We start from the raw sequence: 24,678 nt of genomic DNA on the forward strand, positions 1-24,678 counted from the left end.
AAGATCAGATCAGCGCAGGCGGCAACCCTGCACCCTTCATTCCAGGTGGACTATGACAGTAATGTCTGGACGTTCGCTCAAACCACTGTCGGCCAACAGAGGGAGTTCGTCACCGTTGATTGGGCAATCCCGGTTGCGCGCGGGGAATTACTCACAGACTACAAACACAGGGGACTGCTGGATGAACTGAAGTGCTACCTCAAGACCTCCATCGTCGATGACACGGTACGCATGACGGTTGGATCTATTCCTTCTACCTACATGGGCGTGAGGGAGCTGGTGAAGTTCATGGGGGAGCGGGAAATCCGCACGCTTTTCGACATATCCACAGCTGTGAGTTGGGAGTATGTCGAAGGTCTCGAAGAGCAATACATCATGGCCGGAGGTGATGTCGGTCGAGATAGAGCGTGGACGCATTCCACTGCCTACAAGCTTATTCACCCACTTACACAGATCTACGAGCTCGCGGACAGCTTGCGCGCCAGAGGTGGACAAGCACCCTGCGAAGCACCGTTTGATGGAAGAAAAACCTATGACGTTGTGACCGGGCCGCTTGGGCTCGCTCGAACGGGTGGATTGCTGCCTATCCCGGACGAGATCTCGGTGCCAATCCTCACCTACGCATATGAATGGATCGAACACGGCTCGGAAGATGTGATCAGACTTCAGGCCGAGATCATCCCGATGCTCATCGACGCAAGGAGCGCGAAGGGACCAAGACGAATCATATGTCTTCGTGAGATCAAACGGCACATCGAGGAGTTCCAGATGAGTCCGATCCCTGGAACACTAACGCCTTGGCATGAGCCGCTGCTCGCAACGGATCGGATTGATGACGCTGGGGACGAGCGCGAAATTAGCGGAACTCAGGCCCTCAGACGCCTAATCCTGATGACTCAAAGCGCATGTAGTACGTTGCTGCAGGCATGCACTGGGATTCGAGCTCATGAGCTGATAGGCCTATCCTTGGACCACGATCCGACGCTGCAGCACGGTGTGATCAAGTCAGTGACTTCTCTAGACGGACTGATGGAGGTCTTCTCCATCTGCGGCATTTCAGCCAAAAGGGAAGCGACTCGCCATGAGTGGACAGCCGGACTGCGTCCGCTGGGTACAAAGCACATGCCGATTGTTCTGAAGTCCATCGAAGTGTTGGTTCGGCTAATGGAGCCTTGGAGAGCTCTTTCTGGCAGCAGCACGCTGATGCTCAGCTTCTCCCACGCCAAGTCCCTTCCATCCGGTGCTGATGGAGTTGGCCGAATGACAGCCAACCGAAACTCTCTCCTGCAGCGCGAGTTCGCCGTGGAGGCCCTCACTAAGAAGCGTGGAATCGAGATGACGCAAGCTATCTACGAGGTGAGATCCCTCCGCCCACAGCGATGGAGGATCACCTTTGCGCACTACGTCTTCCGATCCAAGCCGGAGCTTATGCCTGCACTTCGGACCCACTTCCGTCACATGAGCGAGCAGATCACGGATCAAGGGTACATCGGCAACGACGCAGCGCTGCTCGAGAATCTGGAAGGAGAGAGAGTCATGGAGACCTCCAGGTTCCTCGTTCAAATCACTCTTGGCAAGCCGATCGGGGGGGGACCGGCACAGCGGCTTCTCATGCAGCATGCCGAATCAATGGCCAAGGCACTGTCAGTGATGGACGGAGAAACACTGATTGATAAGGCCGTAGCATACGTGAAGCTCACCGACCTGCGGATATGGACAGGGACGTACGCGAGTTGTCTGATCGATATGGTGCCTGATCGCTCCAGCTGCAATCCACACGCAAGCCTGCTCACCGTCCGCGCCTCGCCAGACTTCGGCGTACGATCGCCCGGCCTGTGTGCGGGGTGCAAGTGCTGCATCATCCTCCCAGAGCATCGGGACTTCTGGGAGGATCGACTTCTGAAGAATCAGACCATTGTCCAAGCAGATCGGATCAACTCTAAAGACCAGCGATCAAAGATTGCCATGAGTCGTATCGTTCAGAGTCGAGCAGTTCTGAAGATGATATCTAAGGCTACCGGGGACGCCTCCGATCGTTCCGGCGGAAGTTGACGACATTGGCCGCTTCATCCCTGTTGGCACTTCTCTTCTGAAGCCGGGACACTGCGAGCTGAAGGGAAGCGTTGTGGATATTTGTCTTGTACACCAGAGCCTTCAACCTTGCATTCTCGGCTCTGAGCTTGGCGAGCTCTTCAGTCACTGAGCCGCGCTTCTCCTCCTCAGCTAGTTCTTGAATTTTGAGCCAGACATGCCCCAGTCGAGCGTGCCTTGATCCAAAGCTTCCTCTATTTACGCCCGCCTCCGCCGCGACCGAGGTTGGCGTGATGATCCGGTGACCTGCGGCCATCTTTGCTTTCAACAATTCATTGGTTGGGCGTCGCTTCACCAGACGGTCAAGAGCGGCCAACGCTTTGTCCTCTACTGAGTAGGGTCTGCTCATGCTGCTTTCCGATGATTCGTCGTAGCCAGTACATAGCCTACGCCACATGCGCCGCCGAATCAGCTGGGTGGAATCCGTCATCTCAGGGTCTGCTGAAAACAGCGACTACCAAACTCCAGAAGCTGATAAGGGTCGCGTTCGCTACTCTATCCTCGACGTTCTGTTTCGGCTTGTAGTAGGCATCCTCCAGGATCCTACGCAACTAGGTTCCCAATACACCATGTTCAGCACGTAGATGCTTTGATTGTCAGCTCTAACACAACAGGGAAGCGCTTACCGTGTCCATGAAGGTAAAGGTTGCATTAGTTACTGGCGGCCGCTCTGGCATTGGATTGACGATCGCACAAAGGTTCTCAGTAGACGGTGCTCGCGTCTTCACCGCCCTGCGTCGTGCAGACATCGTGTTTGAAGGCATTGAAGCGGATTTCTCGGATCCAGCCTCTGCGCAACGCGCCGTCTCAACCGTGACTGATTTGCTTCTCGCCCCTGAGGGCTATTGATTTTGGAGAGAGCAGGTGAGCAGGACAAGTATCTCCCATCCACTGCAGATTGCTACCTTGCCCGTCGGTACGAACGGCGGTGGGATCGGCGTCACCTTTGCACCAGGAAAGCATCAGGACGTTGCAATGACTGGGTCTTGGGCTCGGGACCTGGACGTCGATCTAGCTTCGATCGTCGCGTGGGGAGCACAGCATCTGATCACGTTGATTGAGCCGTGGGAGTTCGAGGAGCTGCAAATCACCTCTTTGGCGGAACGTGCCAGAGCGCACGGCTTGATGTGGCACGGCCTGCCAATTACGGATGGTGCGGTACCTGATGCGCGACTGCTTGAGCCATGGCGATCCCTAGGGCCACAGTTCGCGGCCAAGCTCTTGTCCGGAACCAGGATCGTGGTGCACTGCAAAGGCGGTTTGGGTCGGGCCGGCACAGTGGCGTCGATGCTCCTCATTGAAACAGGCTGCGCTTCAGACGGCATCGATGCAATTGCTAAAGTGCGCTCAGTGCGGCCCGGCGCGGTGGAGACAATGGAGCAGGAAGAATTCATCCTGAGCTGGTCTGGTCGCCCAGGCCAAAGCCTGAGCTAGCCGCAATGCACCGCGACCCGACACCAACTCCGCTTGGGAGGATATTCTGGCCAAGATGGCACCGTACCGATACATGATTGGCATGTGTCCCTGAAAGCATGCTTGCACCGAGCTGAGCCCAACCCGCGCTCTCAATACTGAGGAGCGGGAAGCCAGATAGGAACAAGATTGCTCGTCGCCAATCATCCAGCTTCGTCCCTAGAGTTTGCGAGACAGCCCGATCGCCCAATTTGATGTAACGCAGGGGATGCGCTATCCCTCGTGAAACCTGTGACGTTGCATAACGGCATTCAAGTCGTTGAACATCGCGTCGGTCACACCAAACTCACTGATATAGCGGCCGAGATGGCAGACATAGAAGGTATAGCTGCCCTTCTCGCTCAATGGTATGTACAGGATGCCCGCCCGCCTAATGTGCTTTGAGTACTCATCAAAGTGCGGATGTACGATCCTAAACTTTTTAGGATCACTGGGGTAATTCACCGGCACATAACCCTTGACCGGTGGGTCGACATGGACCTCCCTGTTTCTCTTGTACTCATTACAATCAGGGCAGCAGACGCACAGGTTGAGTGGCTCAAACATGTACCCTACGTACGTCGCCTTGGGAGCGATGTGCTCGACGGTAGAGCCCGCAGCCGACCTGACCGACAGGAGGTTCAGGCAATACGGACACACGAAGCGCTGTACGCGTCGGTAATGATCTCGCACATCGACACGAACCGGCTCAAGGCTGGCATCGGACCACTTCGTGTGATCGTACTGGGGGTGCGCACGTATGGCATCTATTCTATTGAGCGCATCCGCGCTAAAGACGACGGGTTCGTCAATCATGCCCGCTCCTCCTTGAGAAGCGCTGAGAGTGAGTCGATCAACGAGATAAGCTTGTCACTGGGGTCAAGCTTGTTGCGCACTTGGAAAAGCCATTCCATCTCCCCCTTCATTTCGCGGGTAAGCGGGCGACCAACGCGCACCTGGGCGATCAGGTTGAAGCACACCCTTGAGATGTACTCATTCATCATGCCAGGCGCGTCGAAGAGTTCCGCTAGCTGGAAGTCTGCAGAGCGGCGCTGGAACTGCGACGCAGGATAGAGCTTCCCCTTGCGCAGGTGATAGATGAAGGATCCGGGACCATTCAGCCTCGCGATGATTTGGGGGGAGTGCGTGGCGATCACAAACTGGCAGCCGCTATAAGGCGAAAAAGCAGACTGCAGGAGGGCCATGAAGCGCTCTTGCCATTCCGGATGGAGACTAATCTCGGGCTCGTCGATCAGAACCAGAGAGTTGTCTTGAATGTGCCCTGCGATACCTAGCATGAGTACAAGCAAGCACTGCTCGCCAGAACTTGCGCGCTTAAGGCTGAAAGGCGGGTGTCCAAGCTTCTCTACCTCAATATCCATCAATCGAAGCAAGTTATCGTCGAACAGCCGCAGATATGCCCCAAGGCGCTTACGCCCTAGCCGAGTGCCGCCAAGGGTCGCGACGTTGCTGCGAAAGTCCACCTCCAGACGCAATGCGCCAGGCGTATCCATCAAATCAGAAGCAATGTCGAGGTCTTTCAAGACTGCCGATAGACCATCGGTGGCCTCAATAATGGACGCGACGCGGCGATCGAAGCTGTACCTAAATTGCCCAGACCTGAAGGATGACTTTTCGACGCTATGACGGTTCGATGAACCGTCCACCCTTGAACGTTCAAACTGAGGCTTCAGTACAAAGGTGAACACTGGAGAGAAATTCAGCGATTCCAGGACACCTAGTAGGTTCAAGCTAGGCGGGGTCTCAGCCAGCTTCGATAGCAATCCCCGAGCTGCGGAGGACAGCAGCGACACGGCTGATGATGAGCCGTACATGCCCTCTCCACGCATCCCAACGTAGCGGTAGTTCTTCTGCGCCTTTGCACTCCGCCTTGGCGGCGCTGGAAACTTGTCGAAGGGACTCGTTGAAGCCGCAACGACCACAGGATGTGGGGGATGACTAAATTGCCCAGTGCCGATTGGGCCGTAATACTCGCTAATCCGAAGCCGCGCAATATCCGACAACAGCCGGCTTTTTCCAACTCCGTTCTCTCCCACAACAACTGTATATGTGTTATCCCTTGGGCTGACTTTAGCCTCGTCTACCAGACGCACCAGCTGACCATCATGGTAGATATTGATCACTCGTTCCATTGGAGGCTCTCCCTGTCTATAGGAAGAATGTTGGCAGATACTGGTTAGCTATCCAAGGTCATGGTCCCTGCGGCCTAGGACGCTCCCATTCCGGCGATGGGAGATCTCGGCAGAGAAGTGCAGGGCCTTCCTGGCCCAGAGCTAGCGCCACCCATCGCCGCTCCTTGACCGATCTCCCCACGGAAGGCTGACAGGTAAGATCCGGGCTGACACCGAACGCTTGGGCCGTGCCCTTAGGCCCAAAAGCTCGTGCGCCCTACCTAAATGTGCCTTCGGGAAGGCATAATCTGGCGGGAGAGGTAAATATCAACCGCCTGCCAATCTAGTTGACCGGGGAGAAGGAAGTGTCTGCAAAAGGAGGACTGCTGAGATGGCTCGGAGCCTTCATAGCTTTCGATATGGCGCTGCTAACCTACGTCTTGATTCCCGATTGGCGTTGGGGTGCTGCCGACCCGAAGATGATCATAGGTGGGCTAACGACAGTACTTTCCCCTCCAATGCTCTACATGATGACCTCAATTCTCTCGCCAGACATGAAGGCTGCACTCGTCTTCTGGAGAACCAAGCATCACTTGCCTGGCTATTCGGCATTCTCCAGGCACCTAAGAGAAGACTCGAGAATAGACGGTGAAGCAGTTGCGGCGCGGCGGGGTCCTCTTCCGTCAGACCCGGATGAACAGCAGCGCCTGTGGTACAAAATTTACCGCGACCATCGCAATGACGAGGCAGTTCTTGATGCCAATCGTCGCTTTCTCACTTTTCGGGATCTGGCAGTAGTGTCACTCCCGGTTACCGTGGTGGCCCCCATCGCGCTCACGTTCTTCGATCTCGGCTTCGCACGAGGCCCCGTGGCCGCAATCTTCTGCCTGCAATACCTTGGCGCAAGTGTCGTCGCGCGCGTAGCGGGCGTACGTCTGGTTCGAACTGTTCTGGCGATAGAGGGCGCGCAGCCAGGTTCCGCTGCTCCCGGTTCGGCATGACTGGCCCTTTACTAGAAATCCGGCCGCACAATTGAGGGAAGGTAGGCAGCTAGTTCGGTGCGGTTTGCAAGGACAATCTGCTGCGATCTTGCCGCTTCGTTCTCTTGTTCTTTAAGACCCAAGCGTGCCAACAAGTAATAGCCCATTGCTTGTCTGCACTTCAGCTTCAATTTGCCTTCTGACATGCCGTAGTCAAGTTCAATCACTCGCCGCGCGCCCTCCGAGAGAGCAGGGTTTGGTGCTATCTCAATATCGATCACGCGGTTCCATTGTACGTCGCCACTGATCGTGGCTTGAGCGTCTCCAGATGGCTTCGCCAGCAAGATTCGCGCAAAGAGGAAGTCACGGTAGTCGTTGCGCAAGTGACAGTAGGCTCGGATGTGCCATCGGAATCCGTCGTAGGCCAATGCCAAGGGTGAGACGCACCTTACATCTGGCTCAGCACGTGCCATGGTCTGGTAGGTGATCTCCAGAGCTCTGCCGGACTGAATTGCAGACAAGGTCTCCCGTAGTAGCGAGACATCGACCCGGCGGCTAGGGAAGCTCACGATCTCTGAAGGCGGCGGGTTACCCAAGAAGCTCAAATCGGGACTCAGCAAGCCGGTAGTGATCGCATGCAGTTCCGCCAGATAGCGGGCGCTCGATCCTTCGGTGAAGATCGGCGCATATGTCGGCATCGCCACATAGGCACGCTCCTTGGCGTCGTACTTCGCATTCAGCGGGGCGCGTGCGGCGTATTCAGCAAAGTCCAGAGTCGCCTGAGGGGGTGAGATCTTGAAGAACTCCACTAGGTCAGAACGATTGACCTTACCTGCCCACAAGAGCCGAGAGTCAATGAATTCTAGCCGGCGTGCCTGACCCCAGCGCTCTTTGCGGGCGGACACATCCTTTAAGTCATTGAATTTGTTAGGCATGTGAGAATCTTCCAAAAATATCCACTACTTTTTATGACCTCATAGTTTTTCGTAGTATAGTGCGTCTGAAGGCCACGGGGTGGTCAACACGATGAGGCGCAACTCGAATGAGCAACATCACGTTCTTCCCGGTCGACTGCGGTGACATGACCCTGATCCGCCTCGCGGATGCTGCGGTCAGTTCTATCCTTATTGACGTTAACATCCGCGCGGCGGCGGACGATGCTGACGACACTTCTGTACGTGATGTGGCTTCGGACCTGCGGGGCAGGCTGCAGCGGGATGGATTTGGCCGGCCCTATGTCGACGTCTTCATGTTGAGTCACCCTGATCAAGACCATTGTCTCGGTCTGGCCCGTCACTTCTACCTGGGCCCAATCGAGAACTATCCTGATGACAACAAGGCGGACAACGACAAGCGGATAGTCATCCGGGAAATCTGGTCGTCTCCGTTGGTTTTCCGCCGTCGTTCAAAGGACCATGTTCTCTGCGACGACGCATTGGCTTTTAATCGCGAGGCTAAGCGGCGGGTAACGCAGTTCCGCCATGGTCTAGGGAACAAGGACGGCGAGCGCGTACTTCTGATGGGTGAGGACGTTGACGGCAAGACGGATGATCTCGCCCCGATCGTCATCCAGCCTGGTACTACCTTCAACCGTATCAATGGGGCTAGTAGCTCCTACTTTGAGGCAACGCTGCTCGCGCCAATCCTCTGCGATGACCCGGACATTGTTGAGGAGCTGAAGAAGAACAATTCCAGCATCGTCATCAACTTCGCCTTGGACTCTGTCGAGGCCGGACGGCCGCGCTGCAAATTCTTGTCTGGCGGTGATGCGGAAGTTTACGTATGGGAGCTTCTCTGGGCTGAGTATGGCAAGAGTGGAGAGCTGCAGTACGACCTTCTTCAGGCACCGCACCATTGCTCGTGGCATTCGCTGTCATGGGATAGCTGGTCCGAAAAGGGCGAAAAGGCCCAAGTGTCACCTGAAGCGCGAGCTGCCCTAGGTCAGGCGAAGACAGGTGCGGTGATTGTGGCTAGCTCAAAGCGGATCCTGGATGACAAGAATGATCCGCCGTGTATTCGCGCTAAGACGGAGTACGAGAGCATCCTGGCTACTGTGGGCGGAAAATTCATGTGCACCGGAGAGTATCCGCACCATTGGGAGCAGGCTCCGCTGGATCTCCAGGTTTCATTCGGAGGTGTCCGAGTCAGGAAGGCAGGCGCAGGCTCTTCTACGGTAGCGGCACTGGCTGCCGCGCCGCGCGCGGGCAGCCCTCAGTGACTTCAGATTTTCTCGACTGGGGGGTCAGCATCCCCAAAGATGAGCCTGATCCATTCCGCGATGGCCGCATGCGGGCCCTCCTCAGGGCCTGCAATGCACACGCGGATATCAATGTTGTGGAGCTGAGACGGCTTGAACACCCATTCGTTGCAGAGATCATAGTGGCCGATGTTGGTGATGGCGCCGTGTCCCCTGGGAACGACGCAGGGATTCACCGCATCGAACGAATTGCACTTCTCTACCGAACTGGTGCCCGATTCCCATTCGAAGCTCGACCTCTCAGGAAGAGCTTCCCGAGAGCGCTGCATCAGTACTCTACGGGTGACCAAGGACCGCCGTCGCTCTGCATTATGGAGGGAGACTGGGAGCTTGCGGAACATAGGTTCACGCCAGAAGCGCTACTCGAGACCCTTCTAGCTTGGCTGGAAAAGACGGCAGATGGGACGATTCATGGGGCCGACCGCGGCTTGGAACCCGTCTTCTACAGCCTTGGGCAGTGCCTAATGCTTCCGCCGGACTTTGCGGAGGCTTTGAGCGATCCGTCCAAGGAGCTCGCTTTTGTGGACGCGTGGGAGTGGGAACGCGGAGTGACATATCGCACGCGCATTGTCGCGTCTGCTTCTCCGGCACGGGCGCCGCATCGCATACTCATCATGGATGCCGCCCCAATCGCGCACCTGCCACTCTCCTCGCCGCCGTCATCGCTTGGCAGCCTTGAAGAGCTGCTTGTAGCTAAGGGAAGCTCGCTGATGCCGGGACTGGCCAAATCAGTTCAAGAGGCTTTCCGGCGATGCTGCAACGCCAACATCCAGCCGGGTCAGGGGCGAATCATCTTGATCGTTCGTCTTCCGCGGCTACGAGACGGTGAAGTGGTGAGCATCGACTCGATGGGCTTCAGAATCGACTGTGACCTGGTCGCGCTAGGATTAAAAATACAGGCACTTGGCCGGTACGGAGAGAACGATACAGTCCAGCCAGTCCTTATACTTGGAGAAGGACCGAGGTGGCCAGAGAAGGGTTGGCAAGATATCGAAGTGCTGCACATCGACGTCAGCCGCAGTCTGGATCGAGACGAGGCGAAGCGATGGTCGGGAATTGAAGACGGTGAGTTCCGCGGCGTAATTGCAGGAGTGGGCGCCCTGGGAAGTGCCCTTATCGATATATGGTCACGCTCCGCATGGGGTCACTGGGACTACATCGATCCCGACGTTCTAGCTCAGCACAACGTCGTCCGGCATGTCGGCACCCAAGATCAGGTTGGGTTGCCAAAAGTCGAAGTAGCCAAACGCCATGCGCGGCGGACGCTCGGGTTTGCCGACCCAGATGTGAAAGCGTTGCAGAACCGGGCCTCGGACCTTGATACAGAGGCGGTACATGCGTGCCTGAAGCGTGGCGATCTCCTCATCGATGCATCAACAACCATCCAGGTAACTAGGTCGTGGTCTGGAGCGGACCTACCTCGAGGTATGGCAACCTTCTTGACGCCGTCGGGAGATGGCTGCGTGCTTCTTGCTGAGGACAGCTCGCGGGAAATCAGAGGCGCATCGCTTGAGGCCCAGTACTACAGGGCGATCATCCAGCAAGATTGGGGAGCAGTGCACCTCGAAGCAAAGGGTCGCCCACTTCGAAGTGGGGCGGGCTGTCGCGATGTCTCTGTAGTCCTAGGCTACGACCAGGTGTTGCGAAGTGCATCATTACTTGCAGGGCAGATCAGGAATAGGTCAATGCTTTCCGGTGCAAGTATCGATGTATGGGAGTCTTCGAGCGACGGCAGCATTCGTCACATTGAGGTGGCAGCCAGACGAACCTTTTCGAAAAAGGTAGGAGACTGGGAGATTATCTGGGACGAAGGTCTCTGCGAACAACTCCTAGGGGAACGAGCCAACTCGCTTCCACTCGAAACCGGAGGAATCCTTCTGGGCGTCGTCGATTTCAAGCTCAACACAATCCATCTCGTGGACGGCCGTTCCGCACCAAAGGACAGTGTGTCAACTGAGGCGGACTTCCAGTGCGGTAGCTGCGGCGTGCAGGAAGACATTACTGAGGCCCAGCGTCGAACAGCCGGTATGGTGCTTTGGATAGGTGCTTGGCACTCGCATCCCCAGGGTGTGAAGGCAGTTCCAAGCATCCAGGATCAGGAACTTCTGTCACATCTCTGCACAAGGCTGGGTGCGCACGGACTACCAGCGGTGATGCTCATAGCGGGCGAGAACGGCATCGACGTTTTCCTGCAAGCGAAAGGGAGTTAGCTCGCTTAACACGCAGACGAGTTGCCGAGCGGTTTGATGGCGCAGGCGGGACTTGCTGGCTTCGCCTCTGCGCACATGGGGTGGCCGCTTGGCGTGAGCGGATACATCTCCAGTTCCGATATGACCTGGTGCTGGCGGCCTTCCGTCAGCGCCCCATCAGTGATCAGGGGAGCAGTTGGAGTCTGCACTGGGCATCTGAACTGGAGAGCCCGCTCTTCGTCTAAGGCCATCACCCCGGGGTGGTAATGATTGATCAAGCAGCTCTGGACGGCTGATATGCTCGGGTCCTGATAGATGTCGAATGGCAGCTTCTGGCCGGAAGCGGACATCAGGATCGCTGCTCCACTGGCTGTGCATAGCTCAGCCTTGAGGCGCTGCCGCGCTCTGGTCCTGCTCCACGCGCCGGCCAAGCTCGCCTTTGCCTTGCTGCCGCTTCTGGCCGAAAAGACTGTCGATTGATGCGCCCAGCCGCTAAGCGGCCTCCGCTACCAGGCGGCCGTACTCAACGATCTGCTGGATCGCCTCGATCTTGAACTCATGGTGCACCGATTCATGCCCACGACCACCTCTGCCTAAGCCATAGTTTATGGCTTCGATATTTCCGCAGAATCCGGCGGGATTGCAAATCGCTCAGAGGGATGCAGAAATCAGAATACTCCAGCGGGAGGTGCTTGACCTCGGCGTTAAGTGGAGGCGTTGCAGGACGATGGAAATGCTGTCGGTCGCCAGGCTGAATAATGGGACTTAGCGAGACGCAAGGCTCTCGCTAGAGTGGCCGGGATCGTTCTGTATTACCCGACCCCGGCCCAAAGGGGCGCTATTTCCGCAGGCGATCGAAATGCTCGTCACCTATCACAGGTGCGAACTGAGACTCCTGCTTCAATAGCATAACCGAGTGCTCGCAGTCAGAAAGGTTAATGTAGCTCTCCGAGCTCACCGCAATGATTCTTCCATTCTTTGCCGTGAACCGCCATCGCCACTGTCCCGCAACGTCCTTGTATACATAGAAGTAAGAAACCTCTGCCATTGCGTATTTATCCCCCTTCGTTCGCCAATGTATGGCCGACCGGCGTTAGGCTGGTCGGCCTCCCTGGAGGCAGACTGCGATCCTCGTGTCGGAAGACAGTGAGTCTGCGTCTCCTGTCTTCGATCTTAGGTTTGCCGAGTCTACTGAACAAGTGGTTAGGGGCTGGGATGCGGGCAAGCGATTGTCAAATTGGCCGGATCAGCTCGGAGTCGTGTGCCGCCTCTAGCCGGAGACGCTCGGCCACGCGCATAGGGCCCTTTTCTGGATCCTCGCATACGCGATCGATCTCGGGTTTGGTGGGAGCATGAGCGTGTGGTATCACGGAGAGGGTTAGGGCGTGCCGTAACGTCGGTGTGATACGACACAAAAGCACCAAAAGTAGCATCGACGCCGGATTGGGCCGCCAGAACTTGCCCAGCACGGCTGCTTTTCCGGGGACCAGCCTGTTGAATGGGTGTAGGATTTTTCCTATTCCAAGTTGAAACCGGATTGGCGACACTTCGCGCAATGCCGCTCTAAGCGGTCCATTCCTGGTTGGCCCATTCAGGGGAAAAACATGCCAGCTTTTGCGGTCGGAGATCGGGTATACGTTCCGTGCCTTCTTGTGCCCGACCTTGAGGATCAGGACACCGCGCTTTACAGGACAAAGATTTCATCCATCAACGCTAGGTCTGCAACTGTAGAGGTACCACGTGGTGCTGTTTCAGGGCCCATTGGAGTAGGCCGGCTCCACTCGGATGTGGGCATTCTCATCATCAATATCGGCGACTTCGTTAGCGAGGCCGCGTTACTTGACCCACTCGCGAAGTCAGTGCTTCAGTTTTGCCGCCTGCTCGTTCCAGACGACCAGGTTATCGCGGTGAAAGTCCGAAGCGTTGCTGAGTTGAAAGCGTTCTGGATCAAGAACCATAGAGCTTACACGCACGTTATCCTCATCGGGCATGGAAACAGGGACTGTATTGGCTTTGGCGTGGATGGTGACGTCAATCTTCCAACATAAGATGATGCCCTAAAGGATCGTGGTGCCAAGCCAAAATCATTTATCTCTCTCTGTTGCAAAACAGGTTATGCAGATTTCGGAAAGACCTTTTCGCGGTTCACCATCTGTAAAACCTTTGCAGCGCCGTTCCACTCGGTTCATGGCGCGACAGCCTCTCAGTTTTGCCAAACCATGCTCACTTGGATGCTAGTTGACGGGAGGACCACCAAAGCTGCCTTCAGGAGCGCGCGCAACTCGGTTCCGGGCGGCGTCAGCTTTCGCCTATGGCAGAATGGTGAGTTGTCGGCGGGCAGGTGATTCGCCCCAATGGCTGTAGACAGCAACTTCCAATCTGAATGTCCGCTTTTGGCCGATAGCGGACACAGGCCCCGCGGCGAATGTCCACCTCTTCTTTGGCGATTCGGTCAGAGCTCAATTCAATCTGATCAACTGCCTACCAGCTTGTCGACTTCGCCTGCGAAATGATCTTGGGATCTGGGAAGCTACCCTTGAGAGTGCACCGAGGCGACCGCGATGCCGGCCGGATTTCCCCTCAGGCGCTATGCCAGTCTACAATATACCGTCAAATACCCAACGGATCGGCTAGCGATGACTCCACCCTGACGCTTGATTGAAGAAGCGACCCAGACACTTAGGTCTGGAAGGGTGCCTGTTTCTTTCGTTTGGCGCGCACTGCTGTGCGCGGAGATCATTTTCTATGCCTGCAATTTATCCCCTGCGCCAGCAATGGCTCGGTAACATCCGTGGTGACCTGCTGTCGGGCATTGTCGTTGCGCTAGCCCTGATTCCTGAGGCAATCGCGTTTTCCATCATCGCCGGCGTCGACCCAAAGGTAGGTTTGTATGCCTCGTTCTGCATCGCCGTCATCACCGCCATCGCCGGTGGCCGCCCTGGCATGATCTCGGCTGCGACCGGCGCCATGGCGTTGGTGATGGTCACGCTGGTGCGCGAGCACGGCATTCAGTATCTGTTTGCCGCCACCATCCTGGCCGGCGTCCTGCAGATGCTGGCCGGCGCCCTGCGGTTGGGCTCGCTGATGCGCTTTGTGTCGCGCTCGGTGGTGACCGGATTTGTGAATGCACTGGCGATTCTCATTTTCATGGCGCAGCTTCCCGAGCTCATCGGCATGCCGTGGATGGTGTATGCGATCTGTGCTGTGGGTCTGGCAATCATCTACCTGCTGCCGCTGCTGACCAAAGCCGTTCCTTCGGCATTGGTGGCGATCGTGGTTCTCACGGCCGCTTCCATGTATTTCGGCTTCCAGGTACGGACCGTAGGCGACATGGGGGCGCTGCCTGACAGCCTGCCGTCGTTCCTGATTCCGGATGTGCCATTCACCTGGGAAACACTCCAGATCCTGCTGCCGGTTTCGGCGACTTTGGCGGTCGTTGGCTTGTTGGAATCGCTGATGACCGCGCAGATCGTCGAAGACATGACCGATACCCCGAGCCAGAAGAATCGCGAATGTGCTGGCCAAGGCTTGGCTAACACCGTAACGGGCTTCTTTGGGGGCATGGCAGGCTGTGCAATGATCGGCCAGTCGGTGATCAACATCACTTCCGGTGGCCGGGGCCGTCTCTCGTGCCTTGTGGCCGGCGTGGTTTTGCTCCTTCTGGTTGTTTATGGGTCAAACCTGGTGAGTCAGATTCCAATGGCCGCACTGGTCGCGGTGATGATCATGGTCAGCATCGGCACCTTCAGCTGGCGCTCGCTGCGCGAGCTGGCCATTCATCCCAAGAGCTCTTCGGTCGTGATGATTGGCACGGTCATCGTGACCGTGGCTACCCACGACCTCGCCAAAGGCGTGTTGACAGGCGTGATCCTGTCGGCGGTGTTCTTCACCCGCAAGGTCGGCAAGATGCTGATCATCGACGACACCCAGGTCGAGACCGACTCGCGCGTCTACGTTGTGAAGGGGCAGGTGTTCTTTGCGTCTGCCGGACAGTTCGTGAGTAGCTTCAACTATCTGGATGTCCCCAAGGAGGTCATCATCGATCTGAAGGACGCCCACTTCTGGGACCTGACCGCCGTTGATGCGCTCGACCGGGTAGTGATGAAGCTGCGCGAGCACGGCGCGACCGTTGAGGTGTTCGGTCTCAACGATGCAAGTGAGACCTTGGTAGACCGCTTGGGAAAGCATCGTACGCCAGGCGCCACACGGTCGTCGGGTCATTGAACAGATGAGCGAAGCGGGCACCGAGGGGTGCCCGCTTCCTTTTCGGCAGTCATCGAGTTGACATATGGCAAGGCAATACTTCGATTATTCTAGATAAATGGTTGCGATGACATGCGTCCCCTGAATGTTCTGTTCCTTTGCACAGGCAACTCGGCGCGCAGCATTCTTGCCGAAGCACTGGCCAGCCATTTAGGGCGTGAACGTATCCGCGCTTACAGTGCGGGCAGTCATCCCAAGGGCGTAGTTCATCCGGTGGCCCTGCAGGTGCTCTCGGAGATTGGCTTCGACGTTGCCGGGCTGTCGAGCAAGCCGTGGGATGCATTCGCAGGTCCGGAAGCACCGCAGATGGATCTCATCGTAACGGTGTGCGATCGTGCCGCGGGTGAAGCGTGTCCCGTGTGGCCAGGCCACCCGGCTACCGCCCACTGGGGCATCCCCGACCCGGCCGCAGTGCAGGGCAGTGCTGATCAGGTCCATAAGGCGTTCCTGAGCACGCTTCACCAGCTCCAGCACCGTCTCGGATTGCTGTTGGCGCTTAAGCCTGAAGCGCTGGACCGCATGGCCCTGCAATCGCAGGTGCGGGCGCTGGGCAATGGCGCCGAGGCTCACGCGCCAGATAACACCGGAGAAGCCTCCCCGATGTAGTCGCTGATCTGCCTAACTGCCTCGCGCGCGTATCGGGTCACCCCGATCAGCGTGGCCGATGCTGCGCCATTCCAGTCGCCATAGCCAAGCAGCCAAATCGATGGCGCTGCGACCGACCGAACCTGGGTGTCATCCACGTCGATCCGACCACGAGCGTTGACAATGCCCAGTCCTTCCAGGTGCGACAATACCGGCCGGAAGCCGGTGCACCATATCACCGCGTCGAAGTTGCGTTCGCTGCCATCTGCCCACTGCATGCCGGTGGCGGTGAAACGGACGGGTGGCGGCATGGAGACCAGTACGCCGCGGCGCCGTGCGTCCACCACCGGCGGCACCATCACGATGTCGCCAAAACCATCCCGCTGAATATCCGGCTCGCGTCCTTCCTGCTGAGCCCTCCACTTCTCGGTTGCGCGTGCGAACAGAATGCGCCCGTCGACATCGTCGGCCAGGAAGGCTGGCACCCGCTGGGTGATCCACGTGGTCTTGGCCACCTTGGAGACCTCGGCCAGAATCTGTGCGCCTGAGTTGCCGCTGCCGATGATGGCCACGCGCATTCCGGCGAAGGGTTCGGGATGGCTGTAGTGGGCCGAGTGCAGCTGCACGCCGCCGAAAGCGTTCAGACCTTCATATCCGGGCGTGCAGGGATGCCGCCACGTACCCGTGGCGCTGATCACTGCATGTGTCTGCCACTGCCGGCCGTCATCTGCTTCCACCCGCAGCCGGCTCCCCGAGCGGCTGATGCGTTTTACCTGCACGGGACGGATGACAGGCAGCGCATACTTATGCTCGTAGCGCGCGAGGTAGTCGAGCACTTCCGCCTGCGACGGGCACGGTTCCCGGGTAGCAGGCATCGGCCAACCGGGAATCGAGCTCCAGCCCGCCGGCGAGAACAGATGCAGGGATTTCCACGCATGCTGCCACGCCCCGCCAGGTGACGTTTCGGCATCAAGAATCACATAGGACAGCCCGCTGCGACGCAGGAAGTAGCCAGCCGAAAGACCCGCCTGGCCACCTCCGATCACCACGACATCGACGCTGTCCATCGGGACTTCCTCATGCTGCAGCACCTAGGCGGTTCAGCGGCTCCGTGCATCGGCAGGAAAGTAGCTTTTGCCCAGGCGCAGGGCGACGTGGACCAGCAGAATCAGCACGGGCACTTCCACCAGCGGGCCGATAACAGCCGCGAAGGCTACCGGGGAAGCCAGCCCGAACGCCGCGATCGCCACGGCGATGGCCAGTTCGAAGTTGTTGCCTGCTGCGGTGAACGCGATCGCGGTGGTGCGGGGGTAGTCTTTGGCGATCAGGTTGCCCATGAAGAAACTGATGACGAACTGGATGATGAAGTACAACGTCAGCGGGATCGCGATGCGTACCGCGTCCATCGGAATCCTCAGCACATCGCCTCCCTTCAGGCTGAACATCGCCACGATGGTAAACAGCAGTGCGGCGAGGGTTACCGGGCTGATGGCGGGCAGGAACGTCTCTTCATACCATTGCACGCCCTTGCGCGCCTTCAACCATCGGCGGGTGAGGAAGCCCGCCAGGAACGGGATACCAAGGTAGATCAGAACAGCCTCGGCGATGGTCCAGAAACTGACATCGATGACGCTGCCCTGCAGACCGAACACCGGCGGCAACCAGGACAGGAAGAACCACGCGTAGACGCTGAACAGCGCAATCTGGAAGATCGAGTTGAATGCCACCAGCCCAGCGACGTACTGGCCGTCACCGCGGGCAAGCTGATTCCAGACCAGCACCATGGCGATGCAGCGTGCCAGCCCGATCAGGATCAGGCCGGTCATGTACTCGGGGTAATCGCGCAGGAACAGCACGGCCAGGCCGAACATCAGGAACGGACCGACGATCCAGTTCTGCAGCAGCGAGAGCATCAGTACCCGTTTGTCGGCGAAGACCCGCGGCAGTTCCTCGTACTTCACCTTGGCCAGCGGCGGATACATCATCAGGATCAGACCAATCGCGATCGGGATGTTGGTCGACCCTATGGAGAGGCTGTTCAACGCGCTGGGCACACCCTCGAACAACGCCCCCATGCCGACGCCGAGCGCCATGGCGGCGAAGATCCAGAGCGTGAGATACCGGTCCAGGAAGGACAGGCGGGAGGTATCAGTGGTCATGGGGATTTCCGGAAGGACGGTCAGTTGATCTGTGCGATCGGGTCGAGCCGGGCCTTGAGGGCCTCGCTGTCATCCCAGACGCTGTCGGAGATCTCCAGGAAGGCCCTCAGGCGCGCCTTGATGATCTGGTGCGCGCGATCGAAGGCTTCGGCTTTCTCTCCGTCCGAGCCTTCAACGCCGGCCGGATCGAACAGGCCCCAGTGCACCCGTACAAAGTCGCCGAACACTACCGGGCATGCCTCGACCGCCGCGCTGTCGCAGACGGTGACGATCAGATCCATCGGCGCGGCATCCGCTTCGGCGAACTCGTCCCACGACTTGCTGCGAAGGCCGTCCACCGGGAAACCCTCGCGCTTCAACTGAGCAATGGCAAACGGGTTGACACGGCCGGCCGGCTGGCTGCCGGCGCTGAAGGACTCGTAGCGGCCTTGGCCCCACTTCTTCAGGGTCGATTCGGCCAACACGCTGCGAGCGGAATTACCGGTACACAAGAACAGGACGCGACGGGTCATCTGAGCGATCTCTAAGGTGGGTTGGTCAGCAGCCAACGGGTCGTTCGCAGGCCTGTTCGTCGGCACAACAGTTCTCCGTGAGATAGGCCACCAATGCGGTCATCGCCTCGAACTCGGCCCGGTAGCAGATCGTCCGACCACGTTGCTCGGCGCTGATCAGGCCCGCAGCCAACAGTTCCTTCAGGTGGAAGGAGAGCGTGGCGCCAGGCAAGCAGAGCGTCTGGGCAATGTCACCGGCCAGCTTGCCGCCGCTGCCGGCCTGTACAAGCAGGCGGAAGATCGACAGGCGGGTGGCGTGGCCCAAGGCAGCAAGAGCGTGGGTTGCAGTTTTATGTTCCATGATTCTAGAATAATAGAATCGATTCCGTAGGACAACCCCGTGCAGCAGATCCCCAACTTGGTCCCAGGTGCCTTGGACATTCCGACGGCCACCAAGCTCAACGACCCGGCCGCGCAGCCGCACCGCCCGCGCATCCTGATCCTGTACGGCTCGCTGCGGCCTCAGTCGTTCAGCCGCAAGCTGGCGCTGGAGGCGCAGCGGCTGCTGGAACAGCTCGGGGCGGAAACCCGCCTGTTCGATCCACACGAGCTGCCGATGCTTGACTCGGTGCCAGCCACCCACCCAAAGGTGCAGGAGCTGCGCCAGGCCTCGCTGTGGTCGGAGGGCCACGTGTGGGTCAGCCCGGAACGCCATGGCACCCTTACCGCGGTATTCAAGAACCAGATCGACTGGCTGCCACTGGAAGAGGGCAGCGTGCGCCCCACCCAAGGCCGCACGCTGGCCGTGATGCAGGTCTGCGGCGGTTCGCAGTCGTTCAACGTCGTCAACGCGCTGCGTGTGCTCGGCCGGTGGATGCGGATGGTGACGATCCCCAACCAGTCCTCGGTCGCCAAGGCCTGGCAGGAGTTCGACGACGAAGGTCGAATGAAGCCTTCGGCGTACTACGATCGCGTGGTGGACGTCATGGAGGAACTGGTCAAGTTCACCCTGCTGGTGCGTGGGCGCAGCGACTACCTGGTGGACCGTTACAGCGAGCGCAAGGGGGCCATCGAGGCGGCGGCGCTGGCGGCCGCTGCAGGGGTGGTGGAAACTGTTTTTAACGAGGAGGAAAGTGCGTGAACGCGGTCATCTACCACAACCCCAAGTGCGGCACCTCGCGCAACACTCTGGCGATGATCCGCTTCGCCGGGATCGAGCCGGAAGTGATCGACTACCTGGCCCACCCGCCCAGCCGCGCGCGCCTGGTCGACCTCATTAGGGCCGCGGGCTTGAGCGTGCGCGACGCCATCCGGCAGAAGGGCACTCCTTATGACGAGCTAGCACTGGGCGATGCGGCACTGAGCGACGACGCGTTGCTTGATGCCATGCTGGCGCACCCAATACTCATCAATCGTCCTTTCGTGCAAACCGATAATGGCACGCGCCTGTGCCGGCCTTCCGAACTGGTGCTGGATATCCTGCCGAAGCTTCCCGGACCATTCCGGAAGGAAGATGGAGAGTTGGTGGCCGAGCACAGGGGAGGCCCGGCGACCTAATCTGGGTGCTGGGCCGGGCTGGCCGCCTTTGAGAACAACAGGAGATCCTGCCCCATGCCGACGCTCCATCCCGCAAAAAGCGAAAGTGCGTGGCGTGACTTTCTGGTGTTCCTATGACTGGGACTGACCTCGTTCGGTGGCCCGATTGCCCATCTGAGCTACTTCCGCCTCGAGTTTGTCGAGCGCCGCCGGTGGCTGACGGACCGTAGCTACTCGGATCTGGTGGCCTTGTGCCAGTTGCTTCCAGGCCCAGCCAGCAGCCAGGTTGGGGTGTTGCTGGGCTTGGCCCGCGCCGGCTGGCTTGGCCTGCTGGCCGCCTGGGCAGGTAAATCGCATGGGTCAGGTCGCGTTGGCGCTGCACCAGTTCGGCTACGCGCGCCGCCATGCGGTTGGAATGTTCGATGATGACCCGGATCTGCGAGCGCGGCGAGACCGGGCAGCGTCGAATCCCCGCTAGGAAGCGGATCCTGCCAGATCGGAGGGCAGCTGTCGGCCAGAAGTGGATACTGCAATCATTGCTGCCTGAGCCCACTCTCCAAAGGCAAGGGGGAGCGCCTGCTGTTCGCCCGCTGTCACATCAACTGCGACTAGCTGAAATCTTTGATCGCCTACCTGGAAGGGCATTCCGCGCACCAGCATCCTGTTCGATCTGATGACTAATGATTCTCAGGACTTGCTGCGGTACCGGTGTGCGGCTACCTCGCTATCACTACTTGATCAGGAAGTCATTCAGTGATTTTCCACTTGCTACCAGCTCGGCTATCCATCGCGGTTGCCGCCCTCGACCGGACCACGTCTGGCCGCGCACTGCAGGATTGCGGTACTTGGGAGCGATCTTGGACCCTGTCGATTTGGCAGGCCTCCGATCACCTCGCTTCTTGGCGGTTTCGGAGGGCACGATCACTGAAGCGCCGTAGAGTTCCTCTATCGTGTATCCATGATCCTTGACGTACTTGTTGATCTTGGCGCGCATCGCTGTGGCCTTAGGGCGTGACAGCACCTTGGACTGCTGCTTCTCCGCCTGAGCAATCAGTGAGCGAAGTTCCTTGGCAGAAAGGCCGCTGATATCAATAGTCATGAATTCTTCCCCGATGTCGAGGCCCTAGCCTATTCTCAAATGACATTGCGTGTCACTCCATGTCCACTATGAGTCGCTCAATCTCAGGATCGACTACTAAAAAGTGGATCGTGTTAGCTACTCTCTCACTACACATGATTTTCACGTGGCATATGGACCTGAGGACTAAAGACGCGCCGTGAGTGATTGCTGTGGCGTCGCCAAGAGTTCTTTGAGATCGCCAGTTTGAGGCATTGGATGAATCGACGTTAGACTCAAGCGCTTTCCGTAGCAGATCAGGGAGGCAAGGCGCATAACCGTGAGATCAATTCCCTTCATTGTCGCTGCCGCGTTGGCGGGAACTTCGCTGGCTGCAGATGCTTCTGAGGATAACCTACATAGAGATCCTTACTTTGATCCAGGAGGCGCCGTCAGGTTCAACTATGGCTGGCTCGACTACGGGCCGTCCAGCCGCCTGCAGCTTGAACTGCTGCGTGCAGACCTTGACGCTGGAACCGGACCGTTTTCCTTCTCTGCCCAATACCGCTGGTACGATGGCTTCGACGCCGTGCATCACGCCTACGCGGGCTGGCAGTTCTCCGATGCTACCCAGCTCAAGGCAGGTATCCAGCAAGTCCCGTTCGGGCTGCTCCCCACCGTTTCGCAGAGTTTCTGGTTCGGCTCCGGCTACTACCTGGGCATCGAGGATGATTACGATCCGGGCCTTGTGGTGATTCACCGCAGCGGCAGCACAACTTGGCATCTTGGCTGGTTCTCCGGAGACGAATACGGGTCCGGGGCTCGCTACGATCGCTACTCCTTTGATGTCGCGCAGACCGAGGCATTGCCGTATCGCGAGCGGCAACGACTGCATGCACGCGTGGAGAGCGCGCACGACTGGGGCGGCGGCGAACTGTTGCTGGGCGCATCAGCGTTTGCTGGCAAAGTGCAGAACACTCAGACACGGCGTCAATACGGTCATCAGGGCGCGGCCCTCCACGCACAGTGGCAGCGCGATGGTTGGACCGCGCAGTTGCAGTGGGCGCGGTACCGGTATGACGTGCCCGGAGATCGCATCGCAATGTCGGCGTTCCAATCCCCCTTCCAGGTTGCAGCGCAGGCGGATGTGCCAAGCGCCAACATCGCCTATTCGTTCGGCCAGAAGGGCTGGCTGGATGACATCACCTGCTATAACAACCTCAGCATGACCCGCCCGGTCGGGCACCGCGCGGGCCTTCGTGATTCGTGGCAGAACGTGACCGGTTGCAGCCTGCAGAAAGGCATCATGCTCACCTATGTCGACTGGATCGCTGGCCGCAACATGTGGTTTGCCGGTGGTGATGGTATCGGCATCGACGAAGGAGGCCTTTCCAGCTGGCATTCGCGGCTGAACCTCAATATCGGCTTCTACTTCTGATCGGCCTCGCGCAAGCCGCAGATTTTTCCACCCAATAACACGGAGGTATCCATGCAGAGCACGGCTCCGCAACATCCCCCCGTTCGCCAGCGGATCCTTTCGCAGGTGTTCATTCCCACGGCAGCCATCGTCATCGCGCTGCTGGCGCTTGCCGCCTTCGCGCCCGAAATGGCCACGCGGTGGTTCACCGCGGCCAAGTCATGGGCCGCCAATGATGCAGGTTGGTTCACCATCCTTGCAGTAGCCGGCTTCCTGGTCTTCGTCGTCGGCGTCGCCATCAGCAGTTACGGCCGCATCAAGCTCGGCCCTGACCACAGTACGCCGGACTACAGCTACGGCTCCTGGTTCGCAATGTTGTTCGCTGCGGGCATGGGCATCGGTCTGATGTTCTTCGGCGTTGCCGAGCCCATCATGCACTACGCCACGCCGCCGGTTGGTTCGCCTGAGTCCGCCGCCGCTGCCCGCCAGGCAATGCGCATCACCTTCTTCCACTGGGGCATCCACGCATGGGCGATCTACGCGGTGGTAGCGCTGTCGCTGGCGTACTTTGCGTACCGACACAATCTCCCGCTGCGTGTCCGCTCCGCGCTGTATCCGCTCATCGGCGACCGTATCCACGGCCCGTTGGGACATGCCGTAGACACGTTTGCCGCACTGGGTACCATCTTCGGCCTGGCCACCTCGCTGGGACTGGGCGTCATGCAGATCAACGCCGGCCTGAACTACCTGTTCGGCCTGGAGGTCAGTACGCTCGCCCAGGTTGGCTTGATCACCGTCATCACACTGGTGGCCACCGGATCGGTCGTGGCTGGCCTGGACAGCGGCGTACGCAGGTTGTCCGAGCTCAACATGATCCTGGCGGCGGCGCTGCTGGCCTTCGTGCTGGTCTGTGGACCCACCGTTCACCTGATGCAGGCGCTGGTGCAGAACACCGGCATGTACGTTTCCCAACTGTTCTCGATGACCTTCAACCTTTATGCCTACGAACCCACGGGTTGGCTGGGTGGCTGGACGCTGTTCTACTGGGGCTGGTGGATTGCGTGGTCGCCCTTCGTTGGCATGTTCATCGCGCGCATCTCACGTGGACGCACCGTCCGTGAGTTCGTGGTAGGGGTGCTGCTCGTACCGCTTGGCTTCACATTCCTGTGGATGACCATCTACGGCAACACCGCGTTGCACATGGTGCGGACGGAGGGCATCCAGCAGTTGGTGCAGGCGGTCTCAACCGACAGCTCGATGGCGCTCTTCGAGTTCCTGGAGCACCTGCCGCTGACCATGCTGACCTCTTCGCTGGCGGTCATCCTGGTTGCGCTGTTCTTCGTAACCTCAGCGGACTCCGGTGCCCTGGTAATCGACATGCTTACCTCGAAGGGTGAGGAGGAATCGCCGGTCTGGCAGCGGATCTTCTGGGCGCTGCTGGTCGGCGGCCTTGCGATTGCCCTGCTGGTGGCCGGCGGCTTGGAATCATTGCAGGCGGCCACCATTGCCAGTGCGTTGCCATTTACGATCGTCATGATCCTGATGTGCTGGGGACTGCTGAAGGCCATGCATCTGGATGCAACCAAGCGCTCGATCCTGCGCGAGGCACGTATCTTGCCGGGTACCAGCGAGGATTGGCGGGCGCGCCTGCGCCTGCTGGCGCACAATCCGTTGAAGATCGAGGTGACCGGCTTCATCGAGCAGCGTGTCATCCCGGCATTGGAAGAGGTTGCGGCTGAGCTGCGCAAGCAGGATCTGCCGGTCCAAGTCTCCAAGGGGGAGGATGGTCGTGCGTGGCTGCAGGTTGGCCATGGCGAGGAGATGGACTTCTTCTACTCGGTACGGCCCCAGCCCTATGAGCCGCCGACGTTCGCCCTGCAGGATCCTCGTCGGCCGGTCAGCGAGGGTACCCGTCATTACCGTGCGGAGGTCTATCTGCGGGAGGGCGGGCAGGACTACGACGTCATGGGATGGACCAAGGTTCAACTCATCCACGATGTGCTCGATCAATACGAGCGCCACCGTCAGTTCCTGGACAAGGTGCGCTCGTAGAATCTGCACACAGATGC

General features: G+C 58.7%; 23 protein-coding genes and 2 pseudogenes. 14 read left to right on the forward strand and 11 right to left on the reverse strand.

Annotated features, from left to right (window positions below):
- The first annotated feature begins 45 nt into the window (after positions 1–45).
- A complete protein-coding gene (locus ACZK2G_RS00115) occupies positions 46–2,052 on the forward strand; it encodes an integrase (protein ID WP_224119315.1) in 2,007 nt (668 codons plus the stop codon).
- Here the strand turns inward: ACZK2G_RS00115 and ACZK2G_RS00120 are convergent.
- A complete protein-coding gene (locus tag ACZK2G_RS00120) occupies positions 2,015–2,440 on the reverse strand; it encodes a hypothetical protein (protein WP_157804509.1) in 426 nt (141 codons plus the stop codon). The two genes, ACZK2G_RS00115 and ACZK2G_RS00120, sit on opposite strands and share 38 nt — an antisense overlap.
- A 284-nt stretch (positions 2,441–2,724) precedes the next feature.
- Here ACZK2G_RS00120 and ACZK2G_RS00125 point away from each other — a divergent pair, with 284 nt between their 5' ends.
- Both ACZK2G_RS00125 and ACZK2G_RS00130 read left to right on the forward strand, forming a co-directional pair.
- Entirely contained in the window at positions 2,725–2,940 is a 216-nt protein-coding gene (locus ACZK2G_RS00125) for an SDR family NAD(P)-dependent oxidoreductase (RefSeq protein ID WP_100441011.1), read from the forward strand.
- A gap of 15 nt (positions 2,941–2,955) precedes the next feature.
- On the forward strand, positions 2,956–3,525 hold the full coding sequence (locus tag ACZK2G_RS00130) for a cyclin-dependent kinase inhibitor 3 family protein (protein WP_100441012.1): 570 nt from the start codon (positions 2,956–2,958) through the stop codon (positions 3,523–3,525).
- Between the two features lie 252 nt (positions 3,526–3,777).
- Here the strand turns inward: ACZK2G_RS00130 and ACZK2G_RS00135 are convergent, their stop codons facing one another.
- Both ACZK2G_RS00135 and ACZK2G_RS00140 read right to left on the reverse strand, forming a co-directional pair.
- The gene (locus ACZK2G_RS00135) at positions 3,778–4,359 is read right to left on the reverse strand and encodes an HNH endonuclease (protein ID WP_100441013.1); all 582 of its coding nucleotides are present in this window, start codon (positions 4,357–4,359) and stop codon (positions 3,778–3,780) included.
- Positions 4,356–5,696: an AAA family ATPase gene (locus ACZK2G_RS00140; RefSeq protein ID WP_199849313.1), complete on the reverse strand. Its 1,341-nt coding sequence runs from the start codon at positions 5,694–5,696 to the stop codon at positions 4,356–4,358. The genes ACZK2G_RS00135 and ACZK2G_RS00140 overlap by 4 nt, the downstream gene beginning before the upstream one ends.
- Before the next feature lie 398 nt (positions 5,697–6,094).
- Here ACZK2G_RS00140 and ACZK2G_RS00145 point away from each other — a divergent pair, with 398 nt between their 5' ends.
- Positions 6,095–6,676 (forward strand): hypothetical protein, encoded by a 582-nt coding sequence (locus tag ACZK2G_RS00145; protein WP_279942070.1) that lies wholly within the window; start codon positions 6,095–6,097, stop codon positions 6,674–6,676.
- A gap of 11 nt (positions 6,677–6,687) precedes the next feature.
- On the opposite strand, the gene ACZK2G_RS00150 is transcribed toward ACZK2G_RS00145, so the two are convergent.
- On the reverse strand, positions 6,688–7,590 hold the full coding sequence (locus ACZK2G_RS00150) for a helix-turn-helix transcriptional regulator (RefSeq protein ID WP_100441028.1): 903 nt from the start codon (positions 7,588–7,590) through the stop codon (positions 6,688–6,690).
- A 107-nt stretch (positions 7,591–7,697) separates the two neighbouring features.
- Between ACZK2G_RS00150 and ACZK2G_RS00155 the strand changes: the two genes are divergently transcribed.
- Both ACZK2G_RS00155 and ACZK2G_RS00160 read left to right on the forward strand, forming a co-directional pair.
- Entirely contained in the window at positions 7,698–8,873 is a 1,176-nt protein-coding gene (locus ACZK2G_RS00155; RefSeq protein ID WP_180895277.1) for an anti-phage 6A-MBL system MBL-fold protein, read from the forward strand.
- Positions 8,874–8,941: 68 nt separating this feature from the next.
- Positions 8,942–11,122 carry an anti-phage 6A-MBL system cap2_3 protein gene (locus tag ACZK2G_RS00160; protein ID WP_100441029.1) on the forward strand — a complete coding sequence of 727 codons (2,181 nt, stop codon included), beginning with the start codon at positions 8,942–8,944 and terminating at the stop codon, positions 11,120–11,122.
- A gap of 378 nt (positions 11,123–11,500) precedes the next feature.
- On the opposite strand, the pseudogene ACZK2G_RS00165 reads toward ACZK2G_RS00160, so the two are convergent.
- Both ACZK2G_RS00165 and ACZK2G_RS00170 read right to left on the reverse strand, forming a co-directional pair.
- Positions 11,501–11,668: pseudogene (locus ACZK2G_RS00165) on the reverse strand (transposase); the annotation flags it as partial.
- Positions 11,669–11,939: 271 nt separating this feature from the next.
- Positions 11,940–12,149, reverse strand: coding sequence for a YegP family protein (locus tag ACZK2G_RS00170; RefSeq protein WP_100441031.1), 210 nt, complete (start codon positions 12,147–12,149; stop codon positions 11,940–11,942).
- A 556-nt stretch (positions 12,150–12,705) separates the two neighbouring features.
- Between ACZK2G_RS00170 and ACZK2G_RS00175 the strand changes: the two genes are divergently transcribed.
- The 3 genes from ACZK2G_RS00175 to ACZK2G_RS00185 all read left to right on the forward strand — a co-directional run bounded on the left by ACZK2G_RS00175 (position 12,706) and on the right by ACZK2G_RS00185 (position 15,970).
- On the forward strand, positions 12,706–13,149 hold the full coding sequence (locus ACZK2G_RS00175) for a hypothetical protein (protein ID WP_157804514.1): 444 nt from the start codon (positions 12,706–12,708) through the stop codon (positions 13,147–13,149).
- Positions 13,150–13,846: 697 nt separating this feature from the next.
- Complete coding sequence (locus tag ACZK2G_RS00180; RefSeq protein ID WP_100441033.1) at positions 13,847–15,325, forward strand: SulP family inorganic anion transporter; 1,479 nt, start codon at positions 13,847–13,849, stop codon at positions 15,323–15,325.
- A gap of 111 nt (positions 15,326–15,436) precedes the next feature.
- Positions 15,437–15,970: an arsenate reductase ArsC gene (locus tag ACZK2G_RS00185; protein WP_072167338.1), complete on the forward strand. Its 534-nt coding sequence runs from the start codon at positions 15,437–15,439 to the stop codon at positions 15,968–15,970.
- Here ACZK2G_RS00185 and ACZK2G_RS00190 read toward each other — a convergent pair.
- Genes ACZK2G_RS00190 through ACZK2G_RS00205 form a run of 4 tightly spaced genes read right to left on the reverse strand, consistent with a single transcriptional unit; the run spans position 15,931 to position 18,960 of the window.
- Positions 15,931–17,016, reverse strand: coding sequence for an ArsO family NAD(P)H-dependent flavin-containing monooxygenase (locus ACZK2G_RS00190; protein ID WP_100441034.1), 1,086 nt, complete (start codon positions 17,014–17,016; stop codon positions 15,931–15,933). The genes ACZK2G_RS00185 and ACZK2G_RS00190 overlap by 40 nt on opposite strands.
- 33 nt (positions 17,017–17,049) lie before the next feature.
- Positions 17,050–18,108 carry an ACR3 family arsenite efflux transporter gene (arsB, locus tag ACZK2G_RS00195; RefSeq protein WP_100441035.1) on the reverse strand — a complete coding sequence of 353 codons (1,059 nt, stop codon included), beginning with the start codon at positions 18,106–18,108 and terminating at the stop codon, positions 17,050–17,052.
- 20 nt (positions 18,109–18,128) lie between these two features.
- A complete protein-coding gene (locus tag ACZK2G_RS00200) occupies positions 18,129–18,620 on the reverse strand; it encodes an arsenate reductase ArsC (protein ID WP_100441036.1) in 492 nt (163 codons plus the stop codon).
- A 25-nt stretch (positions 18,621–18,645) separates the two neighbouring features.
- Positions 18,646–18,960, reverse strand: coding sequence for an ArsR/SmtB family transcription factor (locus ACZK2G_RS00205; RefSeq protein ID WP_100441037.1), 315 nt, complete (start codon positions 18,958–18,960; stop codon positions 18,646–18,648).
- 39 nt (positions 18,961–18,999) lie between these two features.
- Between ACZK2G_RS00205 and arsH the strand changes: the two genes are divergently transcribed.
- The 3 genes and pseudogenes from arsH to ACZK2G_RS00220 form a co-directional block, all read left to right on the forward strand.
- The gene (arsH, locus tag ACZK2G_RS00210; protein WP_065178722.1) at positions 19,000–19,740 is read left to right on the forward strand and encodes an arsenical resistance protein ArsH; all 741 of its coding nucleotides are present in this window, start codon (positions 19,000–19,002) and stop codon (positions 19,738–19,740) included.
- Positions 19,737–20,156: an arsenate reductase (glutaredoxin) gene (gene arsC / locus ACZK2G_RS00215; protein ID WP_065178723.1), complete on the forward strand. Its 420-nt coding sequence runs from the start codon at positions 19,737–19,739 to the stop codon at positions 20,154–20,156. Before arsH ends, arsC begins: the two co-directional genes overlap by 4 nt.
- A 153-nt stretch (positions 20,157–20,309) precedes the next feature.
- Positions 20,310–20,423, forward strand: a pseudogene (locus tag ACZK2G_RS00220) (chromate transporter); the annotation flags it as partial.
- 442 nt (positions 20,424–20,865) lie between these two features.
- On the opposite strand, the gene ACZK2G_RS00225 reads toward ACZK2G_RS00220, so the two are convergent.
- Entirely contained in the window at positions 20,866–21,234 is a 369-nt protein-coding gene (locus ACZK2G_RS00225; RefSeq protein WP_100441038.1) for an H-NS histone family protein, read from the reverse strand.
- Between the two features lie 298 nt (positions 21,235–21,532).
- Here ACZK2G_RS00225 and ACZK2G_RS00230 point away from each other — a divergent pair, with 298 nt between their 5' ends.
- Positions 21,533–22,630: a hypothetical protein gene (locus ACZK2G_RS00230; RefSeq protein WP_100441039.1), complete on the forward strand. Its 1,098-nt coding sequence runs from the start codon at positions 21,533–21,535 to the stop codon at positions 22,628–22,630.
- 51 nt (positions 22,631–22,681) lie between these two features.
- Positions 22,682–24,661: a BCCT family transporter gene (locus ACZK2G_RS00235; protein ID WP_100441040.1), complete on the forward strand. Its 1,980-nt coding sequence runs from the start codon at positions 22,682–22,684 to the stop codon at positions 24,659–24,661.
- Positions 24,662–24,678: the final 17 nt, after the last annotated feature.

Source organism: Stenotrophomonas sp. 107298_Sma, assembly GCF_056480345.1.

Coding starts and splice junctions, on each gene's coding strand:
- arsB (WP_100441035.1), bottom strand. CDS start 18,108: ATGACCACTGATACCTCCCGCCTGTCCTTCCTGGACCGGTATCTCACG.
- ACZK2G_RS00235 (WP_100441040.1), top strand. CDS start 22,682: ATGCAGAGCACGGCTCCGCAACATCCCCCCGTTCGCCAGCGGATCCTT.
- ACZK2G_RS00170 (WP_100441031.1), bottom strand. CDS start 12,149: ATGGCAGAGGTTTCTTACTTCTATGTATACAAGGACGTTGCGGGACAG.
- ACZK2G_RS00125 (WP_100441011.1), top strand. CDS start 2,725: ATGAAGGTAAAGGTTGCATTAGTTACTGGCGGCCGCTCTGGCATTGGA.
- ACZK2G_RS00200 (WP_100441036.1), bottom strand. CDS start 18,620: ATGACCCGTCGCGTCCTGTTCTTGTGTACCGGTAATTCCGCTCGCAGC.
- ACZK2G_RS00225 (WP_100441038.1), bottom strand. CDS start 21,234: ATGACTATTGATATCAGCGGCCTTTCTGCCAAGGAACTTCGCTCACTG.
- ACZK2G_RS00175 (WP_157804514.1), top strand. CDS start 12,706: ATGCCAGCTTTTGCGGTCGGAGATCGGGTATACGTTCCGTGCCTTCTT.
- ACZK2G_RS00190 (WP_100441034.1), bottom strand. CDS start 17,016: ATGGACAGCGTCGATGTCGTGGTGATCGGAGGTGGCCAGGCGGGTCTT.
- ACZK2G_RS00120 (WP_157804509.1), bottom strand. CDS start 2,440: ATGAGCAGACCCTACTCAGTAGAGGACAAAGCGTTGGCCGCTCTTGAC.
- ACZK2G_RS00185 (WP_072167338.1), top strand. CDS start 15,437: ATGCGTCCCCTGAATGTTCTGTTCCTTTGCACAGGCAACTCGGCGCGC.
- ACZK2G_RS00135 (WP_100441013.1), bottom strand. CDS start 4,359: ATGATTGACGAACCCGTCGTCTTTAGCGCGGATGCGCTCAATAGAATA.
- ACZK2G_RS00145 (WP_279942070.1), top strand. CDS start 6,095: ATGGCGCTGCTAACCTACGTCTTGATTCCCGATTGGCGTTGGGGTGCT.
- ACZK2G_RS00180 (WP_100441033.1), top strand. CDS start 13,847: ATGCCTGCAATTTATCCCCTGCGCCAGCAATGGCTCGGTAACATCCGT.
- ACZK2G_RS00150 (WP_100441028.1), bottom strand. CDS start 7,590: ATGCCTAACAAATTCAATGACTTAAAGGATGTGTCCGCCCGCAAAGAG.
- ACZK2G_RS00140 (WP_199849313.1), bottom strand. CDS start 5,696: ATGGAACGAGTGATCAATATCTACCATGATGGTCAGCTGGTGCGTCTG.
- ACZK2G_RS00160 (WP_100441029.1), top strand. CDS start 8,942: ATGCGGGCCCTCCTCAGGGCCTGCAATGCACACGCGGATATCAATGTT.
- ACZK2G_RS00155 (WP_180895277.1), top strand. CDS start 7,698: ATGAGCAACATCACGTTCTTCCCGGTCGACTGCGGTGACATGACCCTG.
- ACZK2G_RS00205 (WP_100441037.1), bottom strand. CDS start 18,960: ATGGAACATAAAACTGCAACCCACGCTCTTGCTGCCTTGGGCCACGCC.